A 17,414-nucleotide genomic window follows, 5' to 3' on the forward strand; every position below is an offset into this window, starting at 1 on the left:
GGATGCGTTCGGTCGGCCCTCGGCGTTTGTGACGACCACTACATTTTTATTCCGCGGTCCGGTTGTGGGTAGAAAGGGCCCGTTCGACGGGGAGCCGTCGGACGGCGATTATACTGGTGGGACATGACACGCGATTCGTACGGCCAACCGATCGTCCTCGTTTGCGGCGCAGACACTCGCGAGAGTCGCCTCGCCGGGTCGCTCGAGGCGGCGGCAGACCGGCCGGTACGAGCGATCGCAGCGGCGCGTCTGGCGGACGCGCTCGAGACGGTCGACGGGGCCGAGAGTCGCGAGGTACCCGGCAACGGCGACTCGAGCGCGTCCGCTGCTGGTGATCCCGACGCCGACGGCGGCCTTCCCCGTCCGGCTGCTGTCGTCCTCGAGACCGACGATCGATCGGAACTGCGGACCCTCCTCGAGCGCGTTCGCGACGCCGCGGACGCGCCGGCGATCGCGGCCCCGCCGGCCGGCAGCGAACCGCTCGCAGCGGCCGCGGTCCGCGCGGACGCCGACGAGTACGCGCCGGTCGACCGCGACGATGCAGTTGATCGAATCCTCGAGGCGGCCGCAGACGGGACCGACCGTGACGGGACCGACGGGGAGCGAGACTACCATCAGATCCTCGCCAACGAACTCCCCGACGAGGCGTTCGTGATCGGCGAGGACGGCACGTACCTCGACGCGCAGATCCGACCCGACGCCGCGGAGTTGTACACCGTCTCGTCGGACGACCTGATCGGTCGCCGACTCGAGGACGCGTTCCCCGACGACACCGTAGCGAAACTGCGAGGATGTATGGATCGCGCGTTCGAGACCGAAACGATCCAGTCCGTCGAATACGAGGCCGAAACGACCGAGGGCTGGCGGCGATTCGAGGCGCGGGTCGTCCCGATCGACGAGCGGATCGACGGCCAGCGGGCCGTCGTCTGGCTGGCCCGCGATATCACCGAACGCGCGAAACGCGAGCGCGAACTCCGCTCGCGACAGGCCCGCCTCGAGCGGCTCAATCGAATTAACGCGGTCATCCGCGACGCGATCGAGACGCTCGTCCAGGCGCCGACCCGGGACGCGATCGAGCAGCAGGTCTGCGAGCAGCTCGTCGACTCGGAGCTCTACTGCGGCGCCCTGATCGTCGAACGGGCGGCCGACGACACCCTCGCCTACCGGATCGGCGCGGGCGACGCGACGGCGTACATGGCACACAGCAGGGACGTCGACGCCGCCGAGCACTGTTCGGTCACCCGGGCCGCCGAAACGGGCGAGACGCAGATCACCGATCACATCCTCGAGACCGAGCCGCTCCCCGACGACCTGCAAGAGGCGGCCCGCGAGGACGACGTCAGAGCCACCATCGCGGTGCCGATCACGTACGAGGACGCCACCTACGGCGTGCTCTCGGTGCTCGCGAGCCGCACCGACGCCTTCACCGACAGCGAGGCCGCCGCCTTCGAGCTGCTCGGCGAGACGATCGGCTTCACGATCATGGCGGTCAAGAACCGCCAGCTCCTGCTTGCCGACACCGTCGTCGAACTCGAGTTCCGAATCGACGGCGGCGAGACGTTCTCGTTCGACCTCTCGGAAGCGTACGACTGCACCTGCTCGCTCGAGTGGGTCGGCACGTCGTCGCGGGGGAAGACCTTCCAGTTCGTCACCGTCGACGGGCTCGACGGCGAGACCGTCCTCGAGGAGGCGCAAGCCCACGACTCGATCGAGGAGTGTCGGCTCATCCACGACGGGACGAGCCAGTGTACGATCGAGATGCGCCTGGCCGAGTCCGGCGTGCGGACGCTGGCGAACCACGGCGCGACGATCCGAGACGTCGCGGTGAACGACGGCGTCGGCACCTGTCTGGTCGAAGTGTCCCAGGATGCGAACGTTCGCGAGATCGCCGACGCGCTGTCGGTGATCTACGAGAACACCGAACTGGTCGCCCGCCGCGAGGTCGATCGCCCGGTTCGGACGGCCGCCGAGCGGCGCAACCGAATCCTCGACGAACTGACGGAGCGCCAGCTGACGACGCTTCGGGTCGCCTACTACGCCGGCTTCTTCGACTGGCCCCGCGAGAGCACGGGCGAAGAGATCGCGGAGGCGATGGACGTCACGCCGCCGACGATGCACCAGCACCTCCGGAAGGGGATGAAAACGATCCTCAACGAGTTCTTCGAGGAAGGCGACTGGACGCCCGAGGAACTGTAACCGCGGCCGAGATCGGGGGTCGAGTCCCGTCGAATCAGACCGGTTGAGAGATCAGGGTTCGACCAGTTCCGCGTTCTCTGCTGCCTCCGCAGCGCGTTCGAACAGGTCGTCGGGTTCGGCCTCGAGCAGCGGCTCGAGGCGCGCATTCGTCTCGGCGCGGTCGGGCGCGACGCGGTTGCAGCCGGCGTCGATCGTCGAGTCGGTGAACGTGTCGATCTCGCGGGCCCGGGCGACGATGTCCTGTTTGTCGCGGGTGAGCAGCGGCCGGTGGATCGGCAGGTCGGTGGCGCGGCTGGTGACCGCGAGATTTTGCAGGGTCTGGCTGGACTTCTGGCCGACGGCCTCGCCCGTAACGATGCCGTGGGCGTCGACCCGCTCCGCGAGCGTCTCCGCGGCGCGGTAGAAGAAGCGCCGCAGCGACAGCATCCGCCCCTGCTCCATTTCGTTGACCAGCAGGTCCACGGTCTCGCCGCCGGGAATCTTGTAGACCTGCATGTCGAAGTTGGGCGCGTACCGCGAGAGCGTCCGCACCGTTTCCATCGCCCGGGCTTCGTGGTCGATGCCGCCGTAGGCGCCCAGATCGACGTAGACCGGCACGACCGGGGCGCCGCGTTTCATCATCTCGTAGGCCGCGACCGGCGAGTCGATCCCGCCGCTGATCATCGCGATCACCGTCTCCTGGGCGCCGAGCGGGAGGCCGCCGGGGCCGTCGACCTTCTCGAGGTAGATGAACGCGGCCTCGTCCCGCACTTCGACGCCGAACGTGAGGTCGGGATCGTCGAGGTCGACTTCGGGCTCGAACTCGTCCTCGACGGCCTCCCAGATCGCCGTCCCGCCGTCGCGAGCCAGCTCCTCGCTGCCGTAGGGGAGCTCCTTGTTCGCCCGCCGGGCGTCGACGGCGAAGGTACCGCCTCCGTAGCACTCGCGGGCGATTTCCGCGAGCGCCTCGAGGATCTCGCCCTTTTCGGTACTGGTGGTCAGACACGCGCTCGCGGAGACGACGCCGAAGGCGTCGGCCGCGGCCGCGGTCGCGGCCTCGACCGCGTCCGGCTCGGTGTGGATCAGGGGCCGGTTCCACCGGCGTTCGACCTCGCCGGGGATCGAGCGGTCCTCGAGCAGCGCCTCGAGGTTCTCGATGAGGATGCCCTCCATGTACTGTTTGACCGTGTCGCTCTTGGTGTTCAGGTCACCGTGGCGGACGAGGACGGTGTCGGCTCCCGGCGGATGCATGCACGGGGATAGACGATTGCGGCTATAAGGGGGTTACGAGGACCGGACTCGCTCGCTCGAGTCAGTCGTCGGACAGCGCGTCGCCGTTCGCGCTTTCTTCCCCTCGAGTTAGCCGGTCGATTCGCCGATCGAGGGGTTCACGCGACCGGTGTGGGCGTAGATTCCTGCGAGGAGGACGACGCCGGCCAGTACCGGCAGAATCGCGCTGAGCCCGTAGACGAACTCGAAGCTGACGAGATCGACGAGCGGCAGGGAGACCAGCGGTCCGAGACCGCCGCCGACGTCGCCGAAGACGTTGTTCGTCCCCATCGCGCGGCCGACCCGTTCCTCCGGCGTGAGGTCGGCCAGCAGCGCCGTCAGCGGACCGCCGACGCCGCCCTGGCCCGCGCCGATCAGGAGGCAGGCGAGCACCAGCACCTCGAAGCTCCGGCCCGTCGCCAGCGCGACGAAGCCGACGAAGGAGGTCAGCAGGAAGCCGAGCATGACGGGGACGCGGGCCCCGACGGCGTCGGAGAGCGCGCCGCCGCCGAGCGTGAACACGGAGCCCGAAAGCACGGTCACGGCCATCAGCATGCCCGAGGAACCCTGCGCGTCGAGGCCGAATATCACGATCGCGCGCTCGTCGAGCAACAGGACGAGCGTCGAGAACAGTACCCCGATGTAGGCGAAGTAGAGCCCGAAGTTGACGAGGCCGACGGTCAGCGCCGGCACGGTCGTCTCGATGTCCCAGGGCTTGACCGACTTCTGCTCGCTGTCGACGTGCGTCTCGGGGACGATCAGGTACGCGATGACGCTCGCGAGGCCGGCGAAGGCGGCCGCGAGGACGAACGCCTCGACGTTCCCCCAGATATCGCTGACGAGCCCGCCCAGCACGAGCCCCGCGGGGAAGCCGAACGTGATCCCGGCGCGGACGATCCCCATGCTCGTCCCCCTCGAGTCGGCCTCGCTGACGTCGGCCGTGATCGTGTACGCGGTCGCGAAGACGAGCGCGCTGCCGACGCCCCAGAGAATGCGGGCGACCATGAACCAGAACTCGGGAACGTTCGGCAGAAACCACAGCACCGACCTTCCCGCGGCGAGCGCGACGACGTAGCCGAACGTCGCGAGCCCCTCGATCGCCAAGCCGGCGATGAACGGTTTCCGTGTGCCGATCCGATCGACGAGCGAGCCGGCCGGCGCGTTGGCTACCAGCCGGGTGAATCGGTTCGCGCTCAGGATGATCCCGACCATGAACGCCGAAATACCCAGCACCTCGCCCAGGTTGGGGAGGATCGGGAAGACGACGCCGCCGCCGAAGCCGACGAAGAAGGTACTGGCGACGACGGCGAGGACGACACGGTTCGAACTGGCCGACGGAAGTGACACGCCTTGCTACTCACCGCTATTTCGTTTCGATACACGAACGCACGCCGCGGGACGGTTTGGATGTTGTGATACCGGCGGTCTCGAGGCCGGATAACCTACGAGGAGACCGAAGAACTCGAGCGCTCGACGAGTGCCGGACCGACGGGGCCGCTCAGTACGTGGTGAGCTCGCCGTCGATGACCTGCCGAGTGATGTCGGTGACGTTCGCGAGTTCGCGGTCGACGATGTTCTCGATGTCCGACTCGACGTCCTCGAGGGTCACGCCGTCGTCGGTGACGACGTGGACGTCGGCGACGTGGGGCTGGTCGATCGGGCGGCCGATCTGGGAGAGGAGTCGCACGCGCAGGTCGCGGATGCCGTCGACCTCGGCGACGACCTCCTCGGCGATCTCGGTCGAGAGCAGGTTGTAGATCTTCCCGATGTGGTTGACCGGGTTCTTCCCGCTGGTGGCCTCCATCGACATCGAGCGGTTGGGCGTGATGAGCCCGTTCGCGCGGTTGCCGCGGCCGACGGAGCCGTCGTCGCCCTGCTCGGCAGAGGTGCCGGTGACGGTGAGGTAGATCGAGCCCTCCTCGTAGTCGTCGGCCGTGTTGACGTGGACGTTGACCTCGCGGTCGGTGTGCTCGGTCGCGACGTCCTCGACGAACGCCTCGACCGCGTCGACGGCGTCGATGTACTCGTCGAGGTCGGCGATGTGCTCGTCGATCATCGCCGCGGCGACGGTGACGTCGATCGTGTCGCCCTCGCGCTTGCCCATGAGCTTCACGTCCGGGCCGAGGTAGGGGTTCTCGTCCGCGAACTCGCCGTTCAGCCGCGACTCGGCCTCGAGGACGATCTGCTCGGTCTCGGTTAGGGGCGCGTGGCCGACGCCGAAGCTGGTGTCGTTGGCCATCGGGACGCTGACCTCGTCCTCGCCGAAGACCTCCTGCAGGTCGCCGCTGCCCTCGCCGAGCTTGACGTCGACGACGATGTCCTCGCCGACGTTTAGCTGGGGAATCTCGGACTCGAGGTACTCGCGGGCGGCTCGCAGCGCGATCGTCTCGGCGGGGATCGTCTGGCCGTCGTAGTGTTTGGTCGCGCGACCGACGATCAGGAGATAGATGGGGTCGACGACCTCGCCGCCGCCGAAGGCGGGTGCGGCTTCGCCCGCGACGAGTTGCGTCTCGTCGGTGTTGAAGTGCAGCACCTCGCCGACGCGGTCGATGTACTCCTGGGCGAGCGCCTCGGAGACCGCCTCGGCGACCCCGTCGCAGATGGTGTCGGGGTGACCGATCCCCTTTCGTTCGACGATTTCGACCTCTTGATCCTCGACTGCGTGCCGGTCGATCGGCTCGACCCGGATGTTCCGCTCGCTCATTAGCGGTCTTTCGGAGAGCGCAGTTCTATAACTTGCGGAAACAGATTCCGCTCGGAAAATACTCGTTAGTAATACGCACGGCAAGCGTTGCCGTCACGATTCCAACAACAGGCCGAGGTAGGAGGTCCGAATCTGGTCGTCCGGATCGAGGTCCAAGGACTCGAGGACGGCGTAGGCACCCCTGCGGGCCGTCTCGAGGTCGGCTTCGCGTTCGACGTCGGTCTCGACCTCGACGTACTCGCCGACGTCGTCGACGGCGTCGAGCGTGATCGTGTAGGTGTACGTGCGCTCGTCCCCGTCGTCGTCGACCGCGAGCGCGACGGTGTAGTGCTCGCGTTCCTTGCGGACCGTCGCGGCGGGAGCGAACCCGAGGTTGGTCAGCACGGCGTCCATCTTCTCGCCGTCCGCAACGGCGGTCTCGATCTCCTCGCGGCTCTTGGATTCGTCGTCGAGCAGCGGCCCCTTGTAGGTGATGCGGCTCTCGGCGTCCTCGGCAGCGTCGGACTCGGAACCGGGCGTCGACTCCCGGCGAATCCGCAGCGCCTCGTCCGTCTCGGGAAACGACCGGTGGGGCGCGTCGTAGTAGGTGTCCTCCTGGACGACGGTCTCCGCTCGGTCGGCCTCGAGACGGCGCGCCTCGTCCGCGCCGTCGGAACCGCCCCCGCGCTCGAGGCGCTCCCGGACGGCCGCGAGATCGGGGTCGGCGGGCACCTTGACTTCGACCTCGTACATTGCGTTCGTGTGCCTCGAGTGGGCGATAGGTGGAGTAAGTATCGGTCGCGCTCGGTCTCGCGGGAAAACGTCGCCCTTAAATGCAGACGGCGGGACGTACAACGTATGACCGAGGAAGAGGAGGCCGAGCTAGACGAGCAGGCCGATGACGTCGAAGCAGACGCAGAAGACGCCGAATCCGAAGCCGAAGGGCTTCAGAACGGCGACTTCGTCGAGATCGAGTACACCGCCTACACCGTCGACGGCGACCAGCTCGTCGACACGACCGATCCCGAAGTCGCCGAGGAAGAAGGCGTCGACGACCAGGGACAGGAATTCAAGCCGCGCACGATCGTCCTCGGCGAGGGCCACATCTTCGAGGCCGTCGAAGAGGACATCGTCGGCTCCGAGCCCGGCGCCGAAGGGACCGTGACCGTGCCCGCCGAGGACGCCTTCGGCGAGTACGACCCCGACGACGTCCAGACCGTCAGCGCCGAGAAGATCGACGAAGACGACCGCTACCCCGGTGCGAACGTGCAGATCGACGGCCAGCAGGGCTACATCAGCACGATCATCGGCGGCCGCGCCCGCGTCGACTTCAACCACCCGCTCGCGGGCGAGGACGTCGAGTACGAGTACGAGGTCGTCGACGAGGTCGAGGACCGCGAAGAGAAGGCTGCCGGCCTGTTCGAGATGTACCTCGGCATGGAGCCCGAGCTCTGGATCGAGACGGACGAAGTCGAGGAAGAGGTCCCCGTCGAGCCCGACGAGGACGAAGACGAGGATGACGACGACGAACCCGCCGAACCCGAGTTCGAGACCGAGGTCGTCGAGAAGGAGACCCTCTACCTCGAGGCCACGCCCCAGATGACGATGAACCAGCAGTGGATGATGGGCAAGCAGCAGATCGCCCAGGACATCATGGGTAAGGTCGATGTCGACCGCGTCATCGTCCAGGAGGTCATCGACGGCATGGGCGGCATGGGCATGCCCGGCATGATGGGCGGCGGCATGGGCGGCATGGGCGGCGGCGACATCGAGGAGGCCCTCGAGGACGCCGACGTCGACGCCGACGAGATCGTCGAAGAACTCGAAGGCGCCGAGGAGTAGACGCACGGCGCACGGTACGTCGTCGGTCGGCTGCCGCCTCGCGCGTCGATCGGAATCGGACCACGAACGTGCGCGGATCGCCTTTTTCGTACCCAGACACGTAGTCCGAGGGGGTACGATGGTCGGCGCAACGAGCGACGACACAACGAGCGACGACGCAGAAGCGGTATCGAACGCGACGACCCGCAGCGTCCGACAGTGGCTCCTGCTCGACGGCAACCGGTTCGCGGTCGCCGTCGCGCTCGCGGTCGCGTTCTGACTGACGTATCTAACGCTCTCGCTCGGCGGCGTCGCCCCGCTCGCGGACGTGCAGTCGCTGTTCTACGTCTTCAGCGGGCTGATATCGGGGAACTTCACGCTGATCACCGTCGTCGTCTCGATCAACCAGCTGGTGCTCTCTCAGGAGTTGCAGTCCCCGGGCGAACTCGAGTCCGAGATTTCCGAGACCGTCGACTACCGCGAGGAGGTCGAAGCCGTCGCGGACCGACCAGCGCCGGCGGAGCCCGCGGGGTTTCTCCGGCTCGTCATGGAAAGCGCCCGGCAGGACGTCCAGCGGCTCGGCGGACTCAGCGCGAACACGCTGCCGGACGACGCCGCCGCCGAGATCGACGAGATCGTGGCCGACCTCACGGGCGAGTTCGACCGCATCGACGGCCTCGTCCAGGAGTCGGATTCCGGCATCTTCCAGACGCTCTCGACGACCCTCGAGACGAACTTCGCCGACCAGATTCACCGGCTCGAGACGGTTCGCTGGGAGTACGAGTCGGCGATCCCCGACGAGACCGACGCGGCGATCGACGACGTGCTGGATCGACTGCGCGAGATCGACATCGCGCGGCAGTACTTCAAGTCGATGTACCTGCAGGTCGAGCTCTCGCGGCTCTCGCGGTACCTGTTCTACGCGGGGATTCCGGCGGTGGCCGTCGCCGTCGGCTCGCTGTTCGTCCTGACGACGACGTCGGGTCCCCCGTTCGCGACCCGCGTCCAGTTCGTCGTCTTTCCGACGGCGGTGACGATCGGCACGTTCCCGCTCCTGTTGCTGTTCGCGTACATCCTGCGGACGGCGACGGTCACCGAGCGGACGGCCGCGATAACGCCGTTTACGACGCCGGAGCAGGAAACGTGAAACGCGGATCGGAATCGGAACCGCGAAAAACGAAACCGACTGCGGTGCGGCCGCTCAGGCGATATCCCGACTCGTGTCGATCTCGACCTCCTCCGTGAGCTCGAGTTTGATCGCCTCGGTCGGCTGGCCGCCGTTGCGGAACTTCGGGATCGTGAGGTGGTTCTCGAGTTCGGTCCCGGTGATGTCCGTCGTGAGATCGAAAATGGCGTCGGCGGCGTGGAACGTCCGCGCCCGGTTTGCGGGCGGGTCCTGTGCTTTCAAGCAGTGCAACACCGCGATCGATCCCGTCTCGACCATCCGGGTCTTGAGGTCGTTGAGGAAGTCGATGTACTCGTCGGTGTCCGTCCGCTCGAGCGTGTTCATCGTGTCGATGATGAGGTTCGCGCCGTCGGGAAGGGCGTCGACGAGTTGGCGGGCCGCCTCGAGCGGCGCGTCGCCGGTGACGTGTCTGATCGTCGGACTGCCGACGGCCGAGGGCGAATCCGCGATCGCGTACTCGACGGTCTCCGTCGTCCGCTCGGTCGTCAGATAGAGCGTGCCGCGCGCGGCCGTGAGTTCGTACAGGAGCAGTTCGGACTGGCTGGCCGGCAGCGCCGTAAAGGCGATGACACTCCCCGGCGGAAGGCCGCCGTCGAGTTTCCGATCCAGCACGTCGATGCCGGTTTCCAACCGATCCACCATACGATTGTACGTAGTTTCCCCAGTGCCCGGATAATTCTTTGCCTTCGCGTTCGGGTCACAACGGCGTTGAACCGGCCGAATGTGGTTACATCCCTAACATGTAAGCGGCGGCTCGAGCGGGACCGTCCGCGAGCGCCTGCCGCGGTTCGCGGCGGGTTCGCGACGGCCGCGGAGCGGCACCGACTCCGAATGGAGGGATTCAAGGGGCCGGCAGCAGCCTACACGAACGAAAAGGAATGCGCCACGATCACCTCATCACGAGCAAACAGCTTTCGCGGGGGGACATCGAAACCGTCCTCGATCGGGCGGCCGAGATCGACGCCGACCGGGCGGCCGTCGCCGACCGGCACGCGGGGAAACTGCTCGGACTCCTCTTTTTCGAGCCGAGCACGCGGACGAAGATGAGCTTCGAAACCGCGATGAAGCGCCTGGGAGGCGACGTCGTCGACATGGGCTCGGTCGAATCCTCGAGCGTCAAGAAGGGGGAGACGCTCGCCGACACCGTGCGGGTCATCGAGGGCTACGCCGACGCGCTCGTCTTGCGCCACCCCAAACAGGGCGCGGCGACGATGGCCAGCGAGTTCGTCGACGTCCCGCTGCTGAACGCGGGCGACGGCGCGGGTCACCACCCGACCCAGACGCTGCTGGACCTCTACACGATCCGGGAGAACGCCGGGCTGGACGACCTCACCATCGGGATCATGGGCGACCTGAAGTACGGCCGAACCGTCCACTCGCTGGCCTACGCGCTGACGAACTTCGACGCGAGCCAGCACTTCATCAGCCCCGAGAGCCTGCAACTGCCCCGCGAGGTCGTCTACGACCTGCACCAGCAGCAGGGCGCCCAGATCCGCGAGCACGAATCGCTCGAGGAGGTGCTGCCCTCGCTGGACGTGCTCTACGTCACCCGCATCCAGCGCGAGCGGTTCCCCGACGAGAACGAGTACCAGAAGGTCGCCGGCGAGTACCAGATCGACGCCGAGACGCTCGAGGCGGCCGGCGACGACCTGACCGTGATGCACCCGCTGCCCCGCGTCGACGAGATCGCGCCGGAGATCGACGAGACCGACCACGCGGCGTACTTCGAGCAGGCCCACAACGGCGTTCCGGTGCGGATGGCGCTGCTGGATCTCCTGCTTACCGGCGCCGAGGGCGAGGGAGGTGAAACCGATGAGTGACGACCACGACCACCACGACGGCAACGCGGACCACGAACTGCGAGTCAGCAAGATCCGCGACGGCACCGTCATCGACCACGTCCACGGGGGCCAGGCGCTGAACGTCCTCGCAATCTTAGGCATCGACGGCAGCGAGGGCGAGGAAGTCTCGATCGGGATGAACGTCCCCTCGGACCGGCTCGCGCGAAAGGATATCGTCAAGGTCGAGGGCCGGGAGCTGAGCCAGGACGAGGTCGACGTCCTCTCGCTGATCGCGCCCGACGCGACGATCAACATCGTCCGCGAGTACGAGGTGATCGAGAAACACCGCGTCGAGCGCCCCGACGTCGTCGAAGGCGTCCTCTCCTGTCCGAACCGCGGCTGCATCACGACCGGCGACGAGCCGGTCACCTCGCGGTTCGAGGTGCTCGAGGACGGCGTCCGGTGTGCGTACTGCGAGACGATCGTCCGGGACGAAATCGCGTCGCTGATCGAGACGAACTGAGACTGCACCCACCTGACTCGATGGCGGCGATGGTTTCGGCTCCGGCGACCGTCATTCGTTCCGAGAACATCGTCCAGAATATCTAAGTGGTTTCCGCGCGTCAGTTCAGCTGTACATGTCGCGTACAATCAAACTCTTGCTCGCCCTGGTCGTCGTCGCAGTCCTCTGGAAGGTCGCGCTCGGCGGCTCGGCCGACGTCGAAGAGATCGACTACGAACCGACCGAGTAACAACCCGCTCGCAACGCAGTCGTACCGTAACCGAACGGCTTACGGCGGCGGCGTCGTACCCTGAGCTATGTACGGCGTCGTCACCCGAAACGCCGAAGAAGTCCGGTGGCCGGAGTTCGACCGCGGATTCTACGAGGTCAAGGACGTGACCGGCCGGTCCGCCGAACCGATCGAGGACGGGATAAACATGGTCTCCTGTTTCGCCGACAACGCCGCCGCCGACGCCGATCCGTCGCTCGTCCCCGTCGACGACTTCGGCCGGCCGGCGACGCGCGATCGCCCGCAGTTCGACTGGGACTTCGTCTGTCCGACCCGAACCGACTACCGAGAGGGCCTCCTCGAGGTCATCGACGACTGCGTCGCGGCCAGCGAGGACGTCCGACTCGACGACGTCGGCTTCCCGCGCGCCGAGTACTGTCACTGCGGCGTCTGCGAGCAAGCGTTCGCGGAGAGCGAGTACGACGACCGCCTCGAGTGGCGCGCGAACGTCGTCACCGAGTTCGTCGAGGAGGCGGTCGATCGCATCCCCGGCAAGACCTATCTGACGCTCTACCCGGATCCCTACCCCGGCCACCTCTACGAGCGGGCCGGCCTCGACCTCGAGGCCCTCGAGGAGCTGGTCGACGAGTTCGTCGTTCCGCTGTACGACACCCAGTACGGGACGACCTACTGGCTCGAGACGATCGCGAAGGGCTTCGAGAGCGCGCTCGAGACGCCGTTCAATATCGAGTTGTACGCGGTAAACGTCGACGTCGACGATCTAATTCACGCCCTCGAGGTGGCCGAAGCGTACGGTGACGGCGTCCTGTTCGGCTACGAGGCGTCGAACGCGCGGGCGGCGCTGCGGCGACGCCGTGCTGACGAGCGCGAGGGGAAGTCGTTCGGGGAGCCGAGTTCGGAGTCGTAAGCCGTCTCGAGACCGCCAGTGGGAGCCGGCCGATGCTACACGGGGACGACGCCTCGAGCGAGCGGCGACGCGACGTCGGCGCCGGGAGCGACGACCAAGCGCAGGGCGAGAGTAACGCACGAGAGGAGACGAGGACGACTCGGCTCGAGACGCGGATCGATTTGTCGCCGTTGGTTGAGAGTTTGGAGACTCCGGTGGCTGTCGGTTGATCGGCGGAAAAAGTCAGAAATGGCCTCAGAACGCGAACGGATCGGTGATCGGCTCAGCGAGTGGTCGTGTTGTCGTCGCCGATGCGATCGTCGTCATCATCGTCGTCGTCACCCATGAGTCCGCTATCGTCGTTATCATCGCCGAGGAGGTCGCTGTCATCGTCATCGCTCATTAGGCCGTCGTCGTCGTTCCGTCGCCGGTCTTCGTCGCTCCGGCGACTCTCGTCGTCACCGATCAGGCTGTCGTCGTTGTCCCGTCCCTGCCTTTCATCACTCCGACGGCTCTCATCATCGCCGATCAGGCTATCGTCGTTGTCGTCCCCGATGAGCCCGTCGTTCTCGTTCCCTCTCCGCCCGTCGTCGCTTCGGCGGCTCTCATCGTCGCCGATCAGGCCGTCATCGCTGTCATCGTCATTGCCCATCAGACCATCGTCGTTATCGTCACCGAGGAGTCCGTCGTCGTCATTGTCGCTCATCAGTCCCTCATCGTCGTCGGAGATACCGGAATCGGAATCGGTACCGGTGCCGGTTCTGGTTCCGGTGTCCGTCCCCATATCGGTGCCCGTGTCCGTTCCAGTATCCGTGCCAGCTGTTCCGGCCGGTCCGGATTCGACGTCGCTGGACCCCGGGGACCCAGTCGTATTGGATTGGACATCGTCCGCGTCCGTGCCCGCCGTTCCGGTAGTGTCGGTTGTTCCGCTCGTTCCTGTTGCGCCCATCCCCGTCTCGGACCCGGTCTGACTTCTGGCCCCGTCGAGATCGCTCTCGAGGCGGATCTCGTCGTCGGTGACGCCGGCGACTGCTTCCTCCTGAAGCGGGTAGGCGTCTTCGTCGGCGTCGCCCCAGCCGAGTGTCGCCTTGATGGTGTCTGTAATCCCCGGGTCAGGTTCGACGTGTGCGGTACCGTGCTCAACCGCCGCGACGATCCCGACCTTGTCGCCGTTCGCGTTGACGACGTCCTTGCCGATGTCGTCGTCAGTAAATTGTGGTGCCATTGTAGTTTAATTACTGTTACAAACGCCCAAGTTGGTGGTGCTTGCGGTGGCTTGCGACCAATCTGAGAGGACGAATTCGGCTCGAGCGCAGCCCACTAGCAGAGCTGCGAGGCTGGGGATGCTGTATGGAAAAACCGAGGACGTGTGAACCGTTCGCCCGTCCATATCGCGAGACTCATGCTCGCGCGGTTGGTCGGCGAGCACGAGTGAACAAAAACATCGAGGGGACGAGTTAGCTGTTCGAACCGCCGAACGCGGGCCGTCCCGTTCAGTCCGAGGGCATCGGCGGTGCGGTCGTCTCCTCCTCCGCGACGTTCAGCTCCGAGGTGACGAGCGCCCGGTAGGCGCGTCGGAGGCGCTCCGAGAGCGCCTGGTGGGAGATTCCCAGTTCGTCGGAGAGCTCCTGCATCGAGACCTCTCGGGGAATCTCGAAGTAGCCGTGATCGATCGCTGCAACGAGCGTTTCGTACTGGCGCGCGGTGAGACCACACTGGGAGTGGGTCTCCTCGGCCATGTCGAACAGGCGGACGATCGTCGGCGTTACGTCGTTGTCGACCAGTCGATCGTAGAGCGTGCTGACCGACTCGCGGTCGACGACGCGGACGCTCAGCAGCCACGTGTCGTTAGAGGCCGAGGCGGACAGCACCGTCCCGCCCTCCTCGAGGACGACCGTGAACGGATCGACGGTGTCCGGATCGAACTCGATGTCGTAGAGCCAGCGATCGCCGTCGCTGCTGATCATCGTGTACTCCTCGATTTCGGTGGATTCCGACAGGGCGGCTTCGACCTCGTCCTGGGATGCCCCCGAGAGCCAGAGCCCGTGCCCGCTCGAGGCGATTACTCGCTCCATCTCACAGTTCAGTGATGGAACGGACTCGAACAGCTCGCCCAATCCGGTTCCGTCGGCCGGAATCTCGATGTCTGCGATTGATGTCATGAACTCATACTCTGCTACAGCAGGGATCGCAATAACCCCACTTCCAAAGAGATTAGCAACGCCGATAGCGACTATCCAGATTTTTTATCGCTTCTTTCAGTCCCTGACGAGAGTCAATAATTCCGAGGCGTTCCGACGAGTGCGCGCACGGCGACGACGGCGAGCAGCGTCACCGCGAGCAAGGCGAGCGCGATCGGCACGATCGCCTCGAGTCCCTCCGAGATGTAGGCGACGCGGATCTGTGTCGGCATCGTCCGCGGGTTGTACGCGACCATCATCGTCGCGCCGAACTCGCCGAGCGCCCGGACGAACGTCAGCACGATTCCGGCGGCGATCGCGTTCCGGGCCAGCGGCAGCGACACCGCGCGGATCGTCTCGAGCGGTCCGTATCCCATCGATCGAGCCGCCTCCTCGAGTCGCGGGTCGACGCCGTCGAAGCCGGCCTTCGCGGTGACGACGAGGTACGGCGCGGCGACGAACGTCTGGGCGAGGATCACGCCCGCGCGGCTGTCCGTCAAGGGGACACCCAGCGCGGCGGCCGCGGCGCCGATCGGCGTGTAGCGGCCGACGACGGTCAACAGCAACACGCCGCCGACGATCGGCGGGACCACGAGCGGGATGACGACGGCGGCCTCGACGAGCCGCTTGCCGCGGAAGCTCGCCCGCGAGAGGACGTACGCGAGCGGCACGCCGAAGACGGTCGCGATCGCCGTCGAGACGGGCGCCGTGAGCAGCGAGTTTCGGATCGCCGTCCGAACGGCTGGGTCCGCGAACCGCTCCAACACGTCGATCGACCCGATTTGCAGAACGAAGACGACGAAGGGGACGAGGAAGTACGCGAGCAGGACTGCCCCGAGCAGCGCCGGGACTGCTAGCCCGCTCGAGACGCGGCCGTACTCGAGTCCGATTCCGAGTCGCGCCCCACCGTTTCGATCGCCGTCGATCACGGCTCGAACACCTCCGCTTCCGACTCCGACCCCGCCTCGGCCGCGCTCACGGCTCGAGCGGTAGCGTTCTCGAGCACCTCCGGGACGTCCCCGTGAGCGCGCGGCAGCGAGTCGTCAACGCGCAGGCCCCGATCGGTGAGCAGCGACGGGTTCGACGCGAGAAAGTCGACGAACTCGCGGCCGGCCGCCTGCGCGTCGCCGGTGGTACACACCGTCGCGCCATAGACGACGGGCGAGCCTCGAGTCGTATAGCCGTCGTCCGTGGTGTAGCTCGCGTCGGCATACTGCGACGCGTAGTCCGGATTGCCGAAGTTGTACGCGTCGGGGAGCGTGCGGTAGGGCAGGTCGCGTTCGACGGCCATATTCTTGTAGGCGACCGCGCAGGCCCGATTGCCGGCCTCGAGGCCGGCCAGCAGTTGCGCCTCGTCGGGTTCCCGGTAGACGCGCTCGAGCATCGACTCCCGGAACCCCTCGAGGCCGTGTTCCCGCGCGGCCAGTTCGAACAGGAGGACGGCGCGGTAGCCGAGGGGATCCAGATCGGGGTCGCTGATCGCAATCTCGTCCGGCCCGGCGTCGGCGAACACCTCGTACCACGGCTCGCCGTCTGCCAGGCGAGCGCCGAGGGCCGTCTCCGATGCGTAGACAATCACGACTTCGTTGGCTGCGAAGGTGAGATCCCAGTCGGCGTAGTCGGGCCGGAGTCGGTCCCGAAGCAGTCCGATGTCGGCGCTGATCGCGACGTCCGGCCGTTTGGTTCCGTCGCGAACCATCCGAACGACCGCGTTCGAGCCGTGGTACTCGCCCTCGTAACCGATCCCCGTCTCGGAGCGAAACGCGGGGCCGACGCCGTTCTCGAGGACGCTCGCGAGGCTGCCGGCCGAGAGAACCCGGACGCGGTCGCCGTCGGCGAGACAGCCGGCCGTGCCGACGGCGCCCAGCGTCGTTCCGGCCAGCGTCGCGAGGAGAGCGCGACGGCTCCCGGTCGGCCTCCCGGCGGTGCCGTCGGCGCGTCGCATACGCGGTTATCGAATCCCGCACACAATATAACTGATTTCAGTTCCTATTTTGTGGGAACGTAAACTCATATAGTTTCTTCAGCAGCGATACTCGAGCGAATTCGCCCTGCAGCCGCGGCGAAAAGAGAGACGGTTACGGCCGCCGGTCAGTCAGCCGGCCGCTCGAACTCGAGCGGGTCGACCGAGCGGATCGCTTCAGCGAGCGTCTCGAGGCCGTCGTCGTGGCGACCGATCACGGGGCCGCCGACGTCGGCCGGCGACCGATCCCCGACGAGAATCGTCGGCAGCGGCGACGCCGAAAAGCCCTCCACGAGGACGATGTCGTAGCCGCGGCGCTCGAGGCGCTCGAGAGTGCTCGCGAGCGCCCGCATTTCCCGGATTTCCGACGGTTCACGGTCGGTTCCGGACCCGAGACCGAACGGGTCCGATCCGAGTTCGTCCGGCGGATCCCGTTTTCCTCGAGTCGTGATGTCGAAGGTCAGTTCGGGCGTGATCCCGACGACGGTCTCTGCCCCTGTGGTTCGATGGCGGTGCGTGTCCGCGCCCGGCGTGTCGATCTCGATGTCGTGATGGATCGATTTGACGGTCGCGACGCGGTCGTCCTCGGCTAGTCGGGGCACGAGTTCCTCGACGAGCGTCGTCTTGCCCGAATCGCTCGGGCCGGCGAGACAGACGGCCCGCAGCCGCGGCCTCGAGTCGGCGGTCATACGAGCGGGGTTCGTGGAGCGGCGGTAAG

The 17,414-nt window shown here is 66.5% G+C and carries 17 protein-coding genes; 7 read left to right on the forward strand and 10 right to left on the reverse strand.

All coding sequences use genetic code 11. The features are described from left to right. Positions 1-123: 123 nt before the first annotated feature. The gene (locus HALXA_RS12250) at positions 124-2,196 is read left to right on the forward strand and encodes a bacterio-opsin activator domain-containing protein (protein ID WP_013880689.1); all 2,073 of its coding nucleotides are present in this window, start codon (positions 124-126) and stop codon (positions 2,194-2,196) included. A gap of 51 nt (positions 2,197-2,247) precedes the next feature. Here the strand turns inward: HALXA_RS12250 and HALXA_RS12255 are convergent, their stop codons facing one another. The 4 genes from HALXA_RS12255 to cyaB form a co-directional block, all read right to left on the reverse strand. Next, the gene (locus HALXA_RS12255; RefSeq protein ID WP_013880690.1) at positions 2,248-3,426 is read right to left on the reverse strand and encodes a tRNA sulfurtransferase; all 1,179 of its coding nucleotides are present in this window, start codon (positions 3,424-3,426) and stop codon (positions 2,248-2,250) included. Between the two features lie 108 nt (positions 3,427-3,534). Then, positions 3,535-4,791 (reverse strand): MFS transporter, encoded by a 1,257-nt coding sequence (locus HALXA_RS12260; RefSeq protein ID WP_013880691.1) that lies wholly within the window; start codon positions 4,789-4,791, stop codon positions 3,535-3,537. A gap of 151 nt (positions 4,792-4,942) precedes the next feature. Beyond that, positions 4,943-6,148, reverse strand: a complete 1,206-nt coding sequence (locus HALXA_RS12265; RefSeq protein WP_013880692.1) for a methionine adenosyltransferase — start codon at positions 6,146-6,148, stop codon at positions 4,943-4,945. Positions 6,149-6,241: 93 nt separating this feature from the next. Further along, the gene (gene cyaB / locus HALXA_RS12270) at positions 6,242-6,880 is read right to left on the reverse strand and encodes a class IV adenylate cyclase (protein WP_013880693.1); all 639 of its coding nucleotides are present in this window, start codon (positions 6,878-6,880) and stop codon (positions 6,242-6,244) included. 105 nt (positions 6,881-6,985) lie between these two features. On the opposite strand from cyaB, the gene HALXA_RS12275 reads away from it, so the two are divergent. The 3 genes from HALXA_RS12275 (at position 6,986) to HALXA_RS12280 (ending at position 9,095) form a co-directional block, all read left to right on the forward strand. Beyond that, positions 6,986-7,969: an FKBP-type peptidyl-prolyl cis-trans isomerase gene (locus HALXA_RS12275; protein WP_013880694.1), complete on the forward strand. Its 984-nt coding sequence runs from the start codon at positions 6,986-6,988 to the stop codon at positions 7,967-7,969. A 118-nt stretch (positions 7,970-8,087) separates the two neighbouring features. Then, positions 8,088-8,228: a hypothetical protein gene (locus HALXA_RS22375; protein ID WP_216087247.1), complete on the forward strand. Its 141-nt coding sequence runs from the start codon at positions 8,088-8,090 to the stop codon at positions 8,226-8,228. Positions 8,229-8,276: 48 nt separating this feature from the next. Further along, complete coding sequence (locus HALXA_RS12280; protein WP_216087248.1) at positions 8,277-9,095, forward strand: hypothetical protein; 819 nt, start codon at positions 8,277-8,279, stop codon at positions 9,093-9,095. Positions 9,096-9,149: 54 nt separating this feature from the next. Here HALXA_RS12280 and HALXA_RS12285 read toward each other — a convergent pair whose 3' ends face one another. Further along, entirely contained in the window at positions 9,150-9,776 is a 627-nt protein-coding gene (locus HALXA_RS12285) for an RAD55 family ATPase (protein ID WP_013880695.1), read from the reverse strand. 236 nt (positions 9,777-10,012) lie between these two features. On the opposite strand from HALXA_RS12285, the gene pyrB reads away from it, so the two are divergent. From pyrB to HALXA_RS12300, 3 genes are all read left to right on the forward strand, one after another. Then, positions 10,013-10,954, forward strand: coding sequence for an aspartate carbamoyltransferase (gene pyrB / locus HALXA_RS12290; RefSeq protein WP_013880696.1), 942 nt, complete (start codon positions 10,013-10,015; stop codon positions 10,952-10,954). After that, positions 10,947-11,438, forward strand: coding sequence for an aspartate carbamoyltransferase regulatory subunit (pyrI, locus tag HALXA_RS12295; protein WP_013880697.1), 492 nt, complete (start codon positions 10,947-10,949; stop codon positions 11,436-11,438). Before pyrB ends, pyrI begins: the two co-directional genes overlap by 8 nt. Before the next feature lie 296 nt (positions 11,439-11,734). Next, positions 11,735-12,574, forward strand: a complete 840-nt coding sequence (locus tag HALXA_RS12300; protein ID WP_013880699.1) for a hypothetical protein — start codon at positions 11,735-11,737, stop codon at positions 12,572-12,574. A gap of 262 nt (positions 12,575-12,836) precedes the next feature. On the opposite strand, the gene HALXA_RS12305 is transcribed toward HALXA_RS12300, so the two are convergent. The 5 genes from HALXA_RS12305 to HALXA_RS12325 form a co-directional block, all read right to left on the reverse strand. Beyond that, on the reverse strand, positions 12,837-13,778 hold the full coding sequence (locus tag HALXA_RS12305; RefSeq protein WP_013880701.1) for a hypothetical protein: 942 nt from the start codon (positions 13,776-13,778) through the stop codon (positions 12,837-12,839). A 268-nt stretch (positions 13,779-14,046) separates the two neighbouring features. Next, positions 14,047-14,715, reverse strand: a complete 669-nt coding sequence (locus HALXA_RS12310) for a helix-turn-helix domain-containing protein (protein ID WP_013880702.1) — start codon at positions 14,713-14,715, stop codon at positions 14,047-14,049. Positions 14,716-14,828: 113 nt separating this feature from the next. Continuing rightward, positions 14,829-15,662 (reverse strand): ABC transporter permease, encoded by an 834-nt coding sequence (locus HALXA_RS12315; RefSeq protein ID WP_013880703.1) that lies wholly within the window; start codon positions 15,660-15,662, stop codon positions 14,829-14,831. After that, entirely contained in the window at positions 15,659-16,678 is a 1,020-nt protein-coding gene (locus HALXA_RS12320) for an extracellular solute-binding protein (protein WP_013880704.1), read from the reverse strand. The genes HALXA_RS12315 and HALXA_RS12320 overlap by 4 nt, the downstream gene beginning before the upstream one ends. Before the next feature lie 146 nt (positions 16,679-16,824). Continuing rightward, entirely contained in the window at positions 16,825-17,385 is a 561-nt protein-coding gene (locus tag HALXA_RS12325; RefSeq protein ID WP_013880705.1) for a molybdopterin-guanine dinucleotide biosynthesis protein B, read from the reverse strand. Positions 17,386-17,414 lie beyond the last annotated feature (29 nt).

The sequence above is a fragment of the Halopiger xanaduensis SH-6 genome, from assembly GCF_000217715.1.
Classification (GTDB): domain Archaea; phylum Halobacteriota; class Halobacteria; order Halobacteriales; family Natrialbaceae; genus Halopiger; species Halopiger xanaduensis.